General features: G+C 54.2%; 15 protein-coding genes. All 15 read left to right on the top strand.

The features are described 5' to 3' along the window. The first annotated feature begins 44 nt into the window (after positions 1 to 44). The 15 genes from NYE69_RS24680 to glyS all read left to right on the top strand — a co-directional run bounded on the left by NYE69_RS24680 (position 45) and on the right by glyS (position 13533). Positions 45 to 410: a histidine triad nucleotide-binding protein gene (locus NYE69_RS24680; RefSeq protein ID WP_340928311.1), complete on the top strand. Its 366-nt coding sequence runs from the start codon at positions 45 to 47 to the stop codon at positions 408 to 410. Between the two features lie 103 nt (positions 411 to 513). Beyond that, complete coding sequence (gene rpsU / locus NYE69_RS24675) at positions 514 to 687, top strand: 30S ribosomal protein S21 (protein ID WP_005547957.1); 174 nt, start codon at positions 514 to 516, stop codon at positions 685 to 687. Positions 688 to 702: 15 nt separating this feature from the next. Then, on the top strand, positions 703 to 1146 hold the full coding sequence (locus NYE69_RS24670; RefSeq protein ID WP_340928309.1) for a GatB/YqeY domain-containing protein: 444 nt from the start codon (positions 703 to 705) through the stop codon (positions 1144 to 1146). A 196-nt stretch (positions 1147 to 1342) separates the two neighbouring features. Next, positions 1343 to 1630: a sporulation protein YqfC gene (gene yqfC, locus NYE69_RS24665; RefSeq protein ID WP_340928308.1), complete on the top strand. Its 288-nt coding sequence runs from the start codon at positions 1343 to 1345 to the stop codon at positions 1628 to 1630. 3 nt (positions 1631 to 1633) lie between these two features. Further along, complete coding sequence (gene yqfD, locus NYE69_RS24660) at positions 1634 to 2815, top strand: sporulation protein YqfD (RefSeq protein WP_340928307.1); 1182 nt, start codon at positions 1634 to 1636, stop codon at positions 2813 to 2815. Positions 2816 to 2821: 6 nt separating this feature from the next. Then, positions 2822 to 3793, top strand: coding sequence for a PhoH family protein (locus NYE69_RS24655; RefSeq protein ID WP_340928305.1), 972 nt, complete (start codon positions 2822 to 2824; stop codon positions 3791 to 3793). Between the two features lie 17 nt (positions 3794 to 3810). Then, on the top strand, positions 3811 to 6111 hold the full coding sequence (locus NYE69_RS24650; protein ID WP_340928304.1) for an HD family phosphohydrolase: 2301 nt from the start codon (positions 3811 to 3813) through the stop codon (positions 6109 to 6111). Continuing rightward, positions 6083 to 6580: an rRNA maturation RNase YbeY gene (gene ybeY / locus NYE69_RS24645; RefSeq protein ID WP_340928303.1), complete on the top strand. Its 498-nt coding sequence runs from the start codon at positions 6083 to 6085 to the stop codon at positions 6578 to 6580. Before NYE69_RS24650 ends, ybeY begins: the two co-directional genes overlap by 29 nt. Then, the gene (locus NYE69_RS24640) at positions 6580 to 6960 is read left to right on the top strand and encodes a diacylglycerol kinase family protein (RefSeq protein ID WP_340928301.1); all 381 of its coding nucleotides are present in this window, start codon (positions 6580 to 6582) and stop codon (positions 6958 to 6960) included. The genes ybeY and NYE69_RS24640 overlap by 1 nt, the downstream gene beginning before the upstream one ends. Before the next feature lie 540 nt (positions 6961 to 7500). Continuing rightward, entirely contained in the window at positions 7501 to 7914 is a 414-nt protein-coding gene (locus NYE69_RS24635) for a cytidine deaminase (protein WP_036621317.1), read from the top strand. 47 nt (positions 7915 to 7961) lie between these two features. After that, on the top strand, positions 7962 to 8864 hold the full coding sequence (era, locus tag NYE69_RS24630) for a GTPase Era (RefSeq protein WP_340928300.1): 903 nt from the start codon (positions 7962 to 7964) through the stop codon (positions 8862 to 8864). Positions 8865 to 8985: 121 nt separating this feature from the next. Continuing rightward, positions 8986 to 9120, top strand: coding sequence for a YqzL family protein (locus tag NYE69_RS24625; RefSeq protein ID WP_128634493.1), 135 nt, complete (start codon positions 8986 to 8988; stop codon positions 9118 to 9120). A gap of 51 nt (positions 9121 to 9171) precedes the next feature. Beyond that, positions 9172 to 9921: a DNA repair protein RecO gene (recO, locus tag NYE69_RS24620; RefSeq protein ID WP_340928298.1), complete on the top strand. Its 750-nt coding sequence runs from the start codon at positions 9172 to 9174 to the stop codon at positions 9919 to 9921. 656 nt (positions 9922 to 10577) lie between these two features. Next, positions 10578 to 11465, top strand: a complete 888-nt coding sequence (glyQ, locus tag NYE69_RS24615; RefSeq protein ID WP_036621322.1) for a glycine--tRNA ligase subunit alpha — start codon at positions 10578 to 10580, stop codon at positions 11463 to 11465. Continuing rightward, the gene (gene glyS / locus NYE69_RS24610) at positions 11458 to 13533 is read left to right on the top strand and encodes a glycine--tRNA ligase subunit beta (RefSeq protein ID WP_316560773.1); all 2076 of its coding nucleotides are present in this window, start codon (positions 11458 to 11460) and stop codon (positions 13531 to 13533) included. Before glyQ ends, glyS begins: the two co-directional genes overlap by 8 nt. The last annotated feature ends 13 nt before the right edge of the window (positions 13534 to 13546 follow it).

The following is a 13546-nucleotide window of genomic DNA, read 5'->3' as shown; positions in this document are numbered from 1 at the left end:
GATGGATCTATCGTGAAATGACAACCGAAATTAGGAGGATCAAAATGGACAACTGTTTGTTCTGTAAAATCGTAGAAGGATCGATTCCGTCCAGCAAAGTTTACGAAGATGAGCGGTTTCTCGTTTTCCGCGATATTCAGCCGGCCGCGCCCGTGCACGTGCTGATCATTCCGAAGAAGCATATCGGTTCGATGAACGAGGTCGCTCCGGAGGATTTTGTTCTGATCGGCGAAATGCACCGGATCGCCCAGGGCGTCGCCAAACAGCTTGGCGTCGCCGAAAGCGGCTACCGTTTGATCAACAATTGCGGCCCGGACAGCGGACAGGCGGTGCAGCATATCCATTACCATCTGCTTGGCGGTGCGAAGCTGGGGGCTTTGGCACAATCTTCCGACTCGCATGCGCTGTAAAGGGCATTTAGAAGGTTGACACTCTATTTCACTTTCCCCTATAATGAAGTTTGATGAACCGTGTTATGCTCTTGGACGGTCTGGTCGGAGGGAGGGAAAACTGGTGTCTGAAACTAAAGTTCGCAAAAACGAGACAATTGATGCTGCACTTCGTCGCTTTAAACGTTCCATCGCGAAAGATGGAGTATTGGCTGAGGTGAAGAAACGTAAGCATTATGAAAAGCCAAGCGTAAAGCGCAAGAAAAAGTCCGAGGCTGCTCGTAAGAGAAAGTTTTAGGAGGATTTAGCTGCTATGAATCTTAGCGAGCGATTGAACGAAGATATGAAGCAAGCGATGAAGAATCAAGACAAGTTCAAGCTCTCCACCATACGAATGGTTCGCGCTACGATGAAAAATCTTGAAATAGATTTGAAAAGAACTTTGAACGATAATGAAGTGCTTGATATCCTTAGTCGTGAAATCAAACAGCGCAAAGATGCCCTCCAAGAATTTGAAAAAGCGGGTCGCGACGATCTTGCCGCACAAGTGAAAGCGGAAGCGAAGATCCTTGCTGAGTACCTTCCCGAACAGCTAACCGAAGAAGAAATTAAAGTCATTGTACAGCAGACCATCCAGGAAACCGGTGCTTCTTCGAAAGCCGATATCGGGAAAGTGATGAGCGCGCTCATGCCGAAGGTCAAAGGCCGGGCAGAAGGCAAGCTCGTAAACCAGGCGGTTCAACAGCTTTTGCAATAACTCACAGACGAACACCTTCTACGTTATAGACGATGTAGAGGGTGTTTTTTCATTATGTTGGCCGGTGCTGAAAAAGCCGGGCTGTTTGAACACGCATTTAATCCCGTTCTCCTGGAGAGGGCGGGATTTTTTCCATTTTCATAAATCCGCGAACCCCCGCATAATTTGTACAGTAGGGGAAGGAGGATTGCCTCATATGAGCCAGTTTGTCCGCAAAATCCGCAAATGGACGGTCGATGCGCTCGACCTGCCCAGCGACCTTGTATACGATTTGCCGAGGCTCACCTTGATCGGAGGTCAGCAGCTGTACATAGAGAATCACCGGGGCGTCGTCCACTTTTCTCCCGAGGAGCTGCATTTGGCGCTAAGCCAAGGCACTCTGGAGGTAGAGGGCAAGGAGCTGGTCATCAAAGCGATCATGCCCGAGGAAGTGGTTATTGAGGGCCGAATATTCGGCATTAAATATCGAGGAATGGAGGAGTAAAACGTGAGATCACCGGCCATCACCAAGCTGCGCGGCGTCGTCACCATCCTGGTCCGCGGGGAGAAGATCGAACAGCTCGTCAACGAGCTGGCCGGACAAGGCATCGAGGTCTGGGACGTAATGCCTTTGCCGGGAGGACAAATGGAAATGAAAGTGGGGCTTTCCGATTTTTTTCGCTTGCGTCCCTTTTTAAAACGGACAGGCTGCCGGATGTCGGTCAAAGGACGGTCAGGGCTGCCTTTTATTTTGACGCGGGTCCGGAAAAGAAAAGCGTTTATCGCCGGCTTTGCCTTTTTTATCGCGTCGATCTTTTGTTTATCCTCGCTGGTATGGGACATCAACGTCCAGGGCAACGAAAAAATCGCCACCGAGGACGTGCTGGCCGCCGCCAAGCAGGAAGGGCTTTATCCGTTTCAGTGGATTTTTCGCCTGCCCAAACAGGACAAGCTGTCGGCGGAGTTGACGCGCAAGCTTCCGGGGACTTCCTGGGTCGGCGTCTCCCGGACAGGCACGCGGATCACGATTCAGGTGGTGGAGGCGACCAAGCCGAAGGAACAAACGCTGCTCAGCCCGCGCCATCTCGTCAGCAAAAGCGATGCGGTCGTTTCCCATATATACGCGGAAAAAGGCCAGCCGGAAGTGGGTAAAAACGACCGGGTCAAAAAAGGTCAGGTGCTCGTATCCGGTTTCCAAGGCGGGAAGGCCGTCGTCTCCAAAGGTGTGGTGCGCGGCATCGTATGGCATGAATACAAGATCGAGGTTCCGCTTTTGCATAAACAGAAAGTGTACACCGGGGAACGAAAGCAGCGGGGGTTCCTGTATTTCGGAAATACGGCGATCCAACTCACCGGTTACGGCAAAATTCCGTTCAAGCAGTCGGAGACATTAACCGAGCTTGATCCGCTCACCTGGAGGAAGTTCAAACTGCCGATCGGCTGGATGACCGAAAAGGTGCTGGAAACGACGGAAATGGAATGGAAACGGACTGCGGAGCAGGCCAAGCAGGAGGGAATCGAGCGGGCGAAACGGGATATTTTGGCCAAATACGGCGTGGACAGCGTCATTATGAATCAAAAAATTTTGCATGAGAACACAGACAATGGTAAAGTTTATATGAAAGTGCATTTTGAAGTAGAGCAAAACATTGCGGAAGAACTTCCGATAGTACAAGATCAAGGAGAATGAGGCTATTTGTCTGAACAACTGGTGAGCATCAAGTTACCGCTTCAGAGCGCGGGGGAAGGCCTTGCTTTATTTGGACCCCAGGACGCGTTCCTGAAATTAATCGAAGAGCATTTGCGCGCAGGCGTCGTTTTGCGCGAATCGGAAATTGCGATCCGCGGCGAACAGCATGAGGCGGAGAAAGTGGAGCAGTTGTTTGAGGTGTTGCTTGAACTGATTCGCAACGGGTACGTGTTGACCGAAAGGGACGTCCTCTATGCGATCGAACTCGCCAAGGATTTCCGGGCGGATCAACTGCTTGATCTATATAAAGGCGAAATTGCGGTCACCTACCGGGGCAAGCCGATCCGCGTCAAAACGATCGGACAGAAGCATTACGTCACGACGATCAAGAAGCGGGATATCGTGTTTGGGGTCGGTCCGGCCGGTACGGGGAAGACGTATCTTGCGGTTGTGCTGGCGATCGCGGCGCTGAAGGAAGGAACGGTCAAACGGATCATTTTAACCCGGCCCGCGGTGGAGGCCGGAGAGAGCCTCGGCTTTTTGCCGGGCGATCTGCAGGAGAAGGTGGACCCCTACCTGCGGCCGCTTTACGATGCGCTCTATGACGTAATGGGGCCGGAGCAAACGGCCAAAGCGCTGGAGCGGGGCTTGATCGAGATCGCGCCGCTGGCGTATATGCGCGGCCGGACATTGGACGATTCGTTTATCATTTTGGACGAGGCCCAAAATACGACGCCTGAGCAAATGAAGATGTTCCTGACCCGCCTTGGCTTCGGCTCCAAGATGGTCATTACCGGAGACGTTACGCAGATCGACTTGCCCAAAGGCAAGAAGTCGGGGCTGGTGGAAGCCAGAGCGGTTTTAAGCGGCATCGAGGAGATCGGTTTCGTTTATTTTGCCGAATCGGACGTTGTCCGCCATTCGCTGGTACAGAAAATCATTGTTGCATATGACCGTGCTGCTGAAAATCAAGGGTAAGCAGGAGGGCTGTCTTTATGACGAATAACGATCAGCAAAATAAAGGCGCGTTTCAATCCACCTTTGCGGGATGGAAACATAGCACAACGGTGCGTTATTTGTTGTACGCGGTGCTTGTTGTTATGCTGTATGCCGGCATGGCGCCCAAACTGCTGCCCGAAACCTATGACATCGCCGTGGGGCTGCCCAGCGACAAAGAAATTCTGGCGCCGATGGACATCCCGGACACCAAAGCGACGCTGAAGGCCCAGGAGGACGCGGCCGAGAAGGTCGGGCAAGTTTATACGATCCTGCCGCTTCGCAATGAAGCGCTGGTCGGCCAGCTGCTGGACCGGATTTTCCGGCTGAATCAGGACGATCAGGTGTCCGCAGACGACAAAATCCAAATTTACCGCGAAGAGCTGCCGCAGCGCGTTAAGGACTACGTTCAAACTTTTATTATGAACAACCGCAACAACAGCGCTTATTCGGCGACCTTGTTTGAGGAAGTCACCCAGCGGATCGATGAACAGCAATATCATATTTCCGAGGAAACATTCATCAAAATTCCGCGGTTGACCGCCGAAGACATTAACGAAATGAAACCGGTGGCGGCCGACATCGTGGCCCGGTTGACGGCTGATCCGATCGTGGACGCTCAGACGGCCCGGACCAAGGTGGCGGAAATGGTCAGCACGAGTTCCCTGAGCAAGCGGACCTCCCGGGAAGTTGTGCAGGAACTGGCGCGCCTGTCGATTACGGCCAACAAGTTTTACGATGAGGAAGCGACGAAGGCGGCCAAGGTCGAAGCGCGCGAAAATACGCCTACCGTATATATTAAGCAAGGGGATGTCCTCGTTAAAAAGGGTGAGAAAATCACCGAGGAAATGTACACCCTGCTGGAGAAAAACGGGCTGCTGAAGGACGAGGTCGACTATTCGCCGCAGTTCGGTTTGACTTTGCTGTCCCTGCTGATGGCGACGGGGCTGATTATGTATATCCGCCATTCGGAAGGAACCGGCCGGTTTAAATACAACAACGCCCAATTCGTCATGCTGCTGATGATTATTTTGATTACGATCGTTTCGATGCATGTCATCAACCTATTGCAAGACGAGCAGCATTCGTACATCGGCTATCTGGCGCCGATCGCCACGGGGGCGATGCTGATCACGCTGCTGCTGGAAGTGCCGCTGGCTTATATTTGCTCCATCCTGTTCAGCGTGTTGGCGAGCATCATTTTGAATGTGCATCAAGGGGAGATTTTTGACTTCAAGTTCGGGTTTTTCGCCCTGGTCATCTCCTTTGCTTCGATCTTCGCCATTCACCGGGCCAGCCAGCGGTCGACGCTGCTCAAAGCGGGAATTATGATTTGCCTGTTCGGTTCGTTTGCCGTCTTTTCGCTGACCCTGCTTGACAACAACGACTGGACGCAAACCAGCACGCTGTACGATTTGGGTTTTGCCGTGGCGGGGGGCCTGTTAACGACGATCCTGGTCATCGGCTTGATGCCGTTTTTCGAGGTGACGTTCGGCATTTTGTCCGCGCTGAAGCTGGTGGAGCTGTCCAACCCGAACCACCCGCTGCTGCGTAAGCTGCTGACGGAAACGCCGGGAACGTACCATCACAGCGTCATGGTCGGCAATTTGTCGGAGGCGGCCGCGGAGGCGATCGGAGCCAACGGGCTGCTCTGCCGGGTCGGGTCGTATTACCATGATATCGGCAAGACGAAGCGGCCGAGTTATTTTATCGAGAACCAGAACAATATGGAGAATCCGCATGATTTCATCGATCCGAAACTGAGCAAATCGATCATTATCGCCCATGCCCGGGACGGCGCGGAAATGCAGAAGGAATATAAAATCCCCAAGCCGATTCGCGATATCGCCGAGCAGCATCACGGAACGACCTTTTTGCATTATTTTTACCACAAGGCGTTGCGCCTGGCTGAAGAGCAAGGGGTAGAGCCCGACTTCACCGAAGAGGATTTCCGCTATCCGGGCCCCAAAGCCCAGTCCAAGGAGGCGGCCGTCGTCGGCATCGCCGACAGCGTGGAGGCGGCGGTGCGCTCGCTGCGCAAGCCGACGGTGGAACAGGTTGAATCGATGATCGAGAAAATCATCAAAAGCCGGCTGGACGATCACCAGTTCAACGAATGCGATTTGACGCTGCGCGAGCTGGATATCATCGCCCAGACGCTGAAGGAAACCGTCATGGGAATCTTCCACTCCCGGATCGAATATCCGGAGGAGATTAAGAAAAGCCAGGAAAACAAACAGAATGAAGAGAAGGACAGGGGGCAGGGCGTAAATGGGCCTACAACTGGCTTGGAGCAATGAGCAAGATAAAATGGAGATCAGCCAGGACCTGATCGATTTGCTGGATCGGGCGCTGCAGATCGCCGGGGAAGCCGAGGGCATTACCGAAGGGGAAGTCGCTTTGACGTTCGTGGACGATGCCGCCATTCACGAGTTGAACCGGGATTACCGCGGGATCGACCGCCCGACCGACGTCCTGTCGTTTGCGATGAACGAGTCGCTGGACGAGGAGCTTGAAATCGTTTATGAGCTTGAAGAAAACGAAGAACTGGACGATTTGGCCGATATGCTGGGCGACATCATTATTTCCGTCGAAAAGGCCAAGGCGCAAAGCGAAGAGTACGGGCATTCTATCGAACGCGAAATTGGCTTTTTGTTCGTCCACGGTTTTTTGCATTTGCTCGGCTACGATCATCAGGACGCAGCGAGCGAAGCGGAAATGATGGGCAAGCAGGAAGCGGCGTTGGCCAAGGTAGGGCTGATGCGCTGATGAAGCCCAGAGCCGGGTGGGGCGCTTCGTTCCGGTATGCGTTCGCCGGGATTGCGGCTTCGCTGAAGACGCAGCGGAACTTGCGGTTTCACTGTTTTGCCGCCGTTCTCGTGATCGCGGCTTCCTTGTATTTTCGGCTTCCGCCCCGCGATATCGCCGTCCTGCTGCTGACGATCGCTTTGGTGATATCGCTCGAGCTAATGAACACGGCCGTTGAGGCGGCGGTCGATCTCATCACCCCGGAGCGGCATCCTCTCGCCAAACTGGCCAAGGATGCCGCTGCCGGGGCAGTGTTGGCTGCGGCGGTTTTTGCCGTCGTGATCGGGGTATTGATCTTCTACCGGCCGGTTATAGCCTGGTTTCACGCTTGGTTCGGCTGAAACCTAGAAATCGGCGCATGACACCCGGCAACTAGAGCCAGAACCGGACGGCAACTGGAACGACGAACCCTCCGCCCTTCAAAATAGCGGAACTTTGTGTTCTTATTATCCGGAGTGGCAGCATATTAATCCCCATTAGCGACATTTTTTGTCCTTATTTACCTATAAATAGTCCCAAACGTGGGTATTTCCTTACGATTTGAGCAAATAGCGACTTGAATTTCCTCTATTTCTCTCAAATGGACGGATACCGCTGAAATAACGCCCTTTTTTGCCCTTAAGTTTTTCGCTGGAGTTTTTCGGGCAGCCTGGTTTTTGCCGGTTTTCTCGGTGAAATACCAAATAGCGCCGCCGACTTATCGGCGGACTCCTGCTTTAATATTCAGCGGCATCCCGCTTGCCTGGGGCCCTTCGGTCCAAGTACCATCGCACTGGAAGGATGAACAGGTTAGCCTGAAGATGTGCGCCTGATCGCTTGGTCAAACGCCGTTTTTGGTGTTGGGCCTTGTTATCTTGTTCATTTAAGGAGATGATATGGTTATGGATTACGAAAAACTGCTTCAAGAAGCTATAGAGGCCCGTAAAGCGGCTTATATCCCATATTCGGGATTTGGCGTGGGCGCAGCGCTGCTCGATGAGCGCGGACATGTGCATCGCGGCTGCAACATCGAAAACGCCGCCTACAACCCGACGAACTGCGCCGAGCGCACGGCCGTGTTTCGCGCCATTGCCGACGGACACCGTCCTGGCAGCTTTCAGGCGATCGCCGTCGTCGCGGACACGGACGACCCCGTCGCTCCCTGCGGCGTTTGCCGCCAGGTGATGCTTGAACTGTGCGGTCCGGACATGCCGGTCATTCTCGGCAACCTGCGGGGCGATGTCCGCCATACGACGGTTCGCGAACTGCTTCCGTACGCCTTTGCTCCTTCGCATTTGGAGGAGTCCGGGAAGTAACCCGCCAAGTCACTGCCAAGTCACTACACGAAAGGAACAACAGGCTTATGTCAAAAGCGAAATTCAAATCCGGCTTCGTAGCGATCGTCGGGCGGCCGAACGTCGGCAAATCGACGCTGATGAACCACATTATCGGCCAAAAAATCGCCATCATGTCCGACAAACCGCAAACGACACGGAACAAAATCCACGGGGTGTACACCTCGGAATCGATGCAGATCGTTTTTTTGGATACCCCCGGCATCCATAAACGCCAGTCGAAGCTTGGCGACTATATGAACACGACGGCGCTGAACACGCTGGGAGAGGTGGAAGCGGTGCTGTTGCTCGTCGACGTCGCGGAAGGTTTGGGCGGCGGGGACCGCTTTATCATCGAACGGTTGAAGGGTGTTGGAACGCCGGTCATTCTCGTGCTGAACAAAATCGACCGCGTCGAGCCGGAGCAGCTGCTGCCGATCATGGAGGAATACCGCAAGCTGTACGAGTTTGCGGAAATCGTGCCGATCTCGGCCAAGCTCGGCAACAACGTAAACACGCTGATCGAGCAAATCGGCAAATATTTGCCGGAGGGACCGCAATATTATCCGGAGGATCAGGTGACCGACCATCCGGAGCAGTTTGTGTGCGCCGAGTTGATCCGCGAGAAAATTTTGCATCTCACGCGCGAGGAAGTTCCGCATTCGATCGCGGTGACGATCGAAGACATGCGCGTGCAAGAGAACGGGGTCGTCTATATTTCGGCTGTCATTTTCGTCGAGCGCGATTCGCAAAAAGGGATCATCATCGGCAAGCGGGGAGCCTTGCTTAAGGAAGTCGGCAAGCTGGCCCGCCAGGATATCGAAAATTTGCTGGGCTCGAAGATTTTTCTGGAGCTGTGGGTGAAGGTCAAAAAAGACTGGCGCAATCAGGAGCGGATTCTGCGGGATCTCGGCTTCCACCAGGACCCTTAAGCCTGTGCTTAAGTCCGGCGTATTCTATACTGGGAGTTATTGCAACGCATAGTTCCGGTCCTTCGGCACATCCTATTCTTTGAAGATGCAGGCGTCATTTCCGAAGAAAGGATGAATACGAATGCGAGATTTTTCGTGGAAGTATTTTGCGATGACAGGAGATGTCGATGCTTACTTGCTGTATAAAGAAGCCTGCGGCAGTTCCGACGAGGAGGCCGCGGCCGAAGAGCTGGTCTTGGAAGAAGAGGCCGAGTGACCGGAGTGAAGAATCGGGGAGAAGCAGCCAGGACGGTTTGGGGGAAATATCATGCTTTACAGGGTGGAAGGAATCGTCATCCGCAGCATGGATTATGGTGAAGGCAATAAAATCATTACTTTATGCACGGAAAGCCACGGTAAAGTAGGGGTTCTGGCGCGCGGAGCCAAAAAGGTGAAAAGCCGGCATGCGGCGCTGACCCAGCCCTTTACGTACGGTGAATATGTGTTCTTTCGTCAAAACGGCGGGCTCGGAACGCTGAATTCAGGTGAGATCATCGAATCTCACTTTTCTTTGCGTGAGGACCTTTTTTTGGCGGCCTATGCTTCTTATGTCTGCGAGCTGCTGGACCGGACCTTGCAGGACGAGGAGGTCGGGAGCTTTTGGTTCACGCAATTAAAAGCTTGTCTCGACGCGCTTGCGTCCGGGAAGGACCCGCAAATCGTCGCCCATTTGTTCGAAATGAAAATGCTGCAGGCCGCAGGCTACGGTCCTTCTTTCGCCAGCTGCATTGCCTGCGGGAGAACCGATGAGTCGCTGTATGTCAGCCCCCGCTTGGGCGGAAAGCTGTGCAGCGGATGCCGGCACCAAGACCCGGCGGCGATGAAAGTGACGCCCGGTACTTACAAGCTATTGTCGCTGTTCGTAAAAATGGATTTGCGCAGGCTCGGCAACGCAAACGTTAAGGATGAAACGAAGCAGGAACTGAAAACGGTAATGCGGGCCTTTATGGACATGCAGCTTGGCCTTAAGCTGAAATCGCGCAATTTCCTCGATCAGCTGGATAAATACGAGATTTGACGAACGGCCTTAAATCATATATTATAAATAAGAATTTCTCCTTTTGGAGCCATGCGTTGAACGGGAAAAGTAGCGAGATGGGAATCTGCTTTGGTTTTGGCAAAAAATCAGCTTTTCAGCACCGAGAAGGTTGGATGAAGCTGGGACTGAGTAGCGGAGCGTACGTTTTGGGTACGTGAGCAACGGAAGGCCTTGCTGAATTCAAGATTCGATGCCGAGTAAGCCTCATGAATAACTTCGTGATCAAAAGTTGTTTTTTTGCCTACCTTGAAGCGAGCTGGGGATGGTGGGAGCCTGGCCGGATGGTCTCGCGAAACGGCGCCCCGGGAGCATGAAATGATCGTGAAAAGAGGATTTGCCTACCGGGTTCGTGCTTTGGCGCAAGTCGCACGTATGAACGATAAACGGTTGCAAATCAAGTAGGGTGGAACCGCGGGAACTTTCAGCTCTCGTCCCTACGTCTGTCAGCAGGCGTAGGAGGCGGGGGCTTTTTGGCTTGCTTCGTTACGATCGGCTGATACGGGAGCGGCTGAGCCTTGTTTTACGGGCGGCGCTTCTCCAAGTTCCAAAGCCCAGGACGACGAGCTTTTCGGCGCCGGCCGAGTCCGCTCCGCTCTGTTTTGGGCATCCTCTATAGTGCAAAGGAGATGTGGTAGATGAATTTTCAGCAAATGATTTTAACGCTGCAGCAGTTTTGGGCGGAACAAAATTGCATCGTCGTACAACCGTACGACGTGGAGAAGGGGGCCGGTACGCTCAACCCGATGACCTTTTTGCGGGCGATCGGTCCGGAGCCGTGGAACGTAGCTTATGTGGAGCCCTCCCGGCGTCCGGCCGACGGACGTTACGGGGAGAACCCGAACCGGCTGTATCAGCATCACCAGTTTCAGGTCATCCTTAAGCCGTCTCCGGACAACATCCAGGAAATTTACCTCGAAAGCTTGAAACGGCTCGGCATTAATCCGCTGGAGCATGACATCCGTTTTGTCGAGGACAACTGGGAACATCCGGGTCTCGGCGCGTGGGGCCTCGGTTGGGAAGTGTGGCTGGACGGGATGGAAATCACCCAGTTCACCTACTTCCAGCAGGTCGGCGGGATTGAAGCGAATCCGGTCGCGGTGGAAATCACCTACGGGATGGAACGGCTGGCCTCCTATATTCAGGACAAGGAAAACGTGTTCGAGCTGGAGTGGGTGGACGGTACGACTTACGGCGACGTTTTCCATCAAGCGGAATATGAGCATTCCAAATATACATTTGAAATTTCCGACGTCAAAATGCTGTTTACGCTGTTCAATATGTACGAGCAGGAAGCGGAGAAGGCGATGGAGCAGCATCTGGTGTTCCCGGCGTACGATTACGTGCTGAAATGCTCGCATACGTTTAACCTGCTCGACGCCAGAGGCGCGATCAGCGTAACGGAACGGACCGGTTATATCACCCGGGTGCGGAACTTGTCGCGGCAAGTCGCCGCAACGTATTTGGAGGAGCGCGAGAAGCTCGGCTTCCCGATGCTTCAGAAAGGGGGAGCTGCACGTGGCTAAAGATCTGCTGTTTGAAATCGGTTTAGAGGAAATGCCGGCCCGCTTTATCCGCGGAGCGATGGAGCAGTTGAAGGAACGGACGGAAAAATGGCTGGAGGAGTCGGTCATTGCCCACGGCGCCGTTGAAGCTTACGCCACGCCGCGCCGCTTGGCCGTACTGGTAAGAGATGTAGCCGAAAAGCAGGAGGATGTGCACGAGGAAGTCAAGGGGCCGTCGCGCAAAATCGCGCTGGATGAAAACGGCGGGTGGAGCAAAGCGGCGCTCGGATTCGCCCGCAGCCAAGGGGCCGATCCGGAGCAGTTCATGTTCCGCGAGGTTGCCGGCACGGAGTATGTCTATGTCAGCAAAAGCCGCACAGGCGTGGAGACAGCGGGGATTTTGGCCGAAGGTTTGCTGGGCATTTTGCAGGCGATGAATTTTCCGAAAAACATGCGCTGGGGCAGCTACGACTTTAAATTCGTACGCCCGATCCGCTGGATAGTGGCCTTGTTCGGCAAGGATGTGATCGACCTGGAAATCGTCGGCGTCAAATCGGGCAACGTTACGCGCGGCCATCGTTTTCTCGGTACCGAAGCCATCATCAATGAGCCGGCGGCGTATGTGGACACGCTGCGCGCCCAGTTCGTGATCGCCGACGTGAATGAACGTCAAAACATGATCCAAAGCCAAATCGACGCCTTGGCCAAGGAAAAAGGCTGGCATATCGCGGTGAAGGACGATCTGCTGGAAGAAGTGTTGTTCCTGGTCGAAACGCCGACTGTGCTGTTTGGCACGTTCGAGGAATCGTTCCTGAACATTCCGCAGGAAGTGCTCATCACGTCGATGCGCGAGCATCAGCGTTATTTCCCGGTATTGGATGGCCAGGGGCGCCTGCTGCCTTATTTCGTTACCGTCCGCAACGGGAACGACGCTTCCCTGGACGTCATCGCCCGCGGGAACGAAAAGGTGCTGCGGGCCCGGTTGTCCGACGCGAAGTTCTTTTACGAGGAAGACCAAAAGCTGGCGATTAAGGACGCGTTGTCCAAGCTGGAAAGCATTGTGTTCCATGACGAGCTCGGCACGATCGGCGACAAAGTCCGCCGCATTCGCCGCAATACGGAGAAGCTGTCCGCCCTGCTCGGCGCCGACAGCGGCACGGCCGAAGCGGCCGCGCGCACCGCGGAAATTTGCAAATTCGACCTCGTAACGCAAATGGTTTACGAGTTTCCCGAGCTGCAAGGCGTGATGGGCGAGGATTACGCCCGCAAAGCCGGGGAGCCGGAAGCGGTCGCCCGGGGAATTTTCGAGCACTATCAGCCCCGTTTCGCGGGTGATGCGGCGCCTGCGTCCACCGTTGGTTCCATCGTCAGCATCGCCGACAAAATCGACACGATTACCGGCTGCTTCTCGATCGGGATCATTCCGACGGGCTCCCAGGATCCATACGCATTGCGCCGTCAAGCGGCCGGCATCGTGCAGATCGTTTTGGAGCACAAGCTGCCGATTTTGCTGACGGATATTTTCAAAATCGCCTTGGAAACCCACCGGCAATTCCAGGGGCTGAAACGCGGGGAAGAGGAAATCCTGAAAGATCTGCTGGAGTTCTTCGGGCTTCGCGTCAAAAAAACGCTGTCCGACAACCTGCGTTACGATGTCGTGGATGCCGTTATCGCCGCAGGATATGATGATGTTGTATCCGTCGTTGCCCGGGGGAACGCGCTGATGGATGCCGTAACGACCCAAGCGGACTTTAAGCTGACGGTCGAATCGTTCGGGCGGGTCAGCAACCTGGCCGCCAAAGCGACCGGCGAGAAAGTCCGTTCCGATCTGCTCGCAGAACCGGCGGAACAAGCGCTGTACGAGGCATGGCGCGCGATCACGGACAATTACCGCGAGGCGCTTGCCCAGCGGAATGCCGCTGAGGCGCTTGACGTAATCAGTGGTTTGAAGGACGCTATCACCGTTTTCTTTGATGCCGTCATGGTCATGGCCGAAGACGAAGCGATCCGCACGAACCGTTTGGCGCTGCTCGCCGCCATCGACGAGGATCTCAAGGCATTCGCCGATTTCGGCAAATTGGTTTGGTAGAACGGAACTTAAA

It is taken from the genome of Paenibacillus sp. FSL R5-0527 (assembly GCF_038008055.1).
GTDB classification, from domain to species: domain Bacteria; phylum Bacillota; class Bacilli; order Paenibacillales; family Paenibacillaceae; genus Fontibacillus; species Fontibacillus macerans.
The sequence above is the reverse complement of the archived record's forward strand: the minus strand, read 5'-3'. Positions and strand labels throughout refer to the sequence as shown.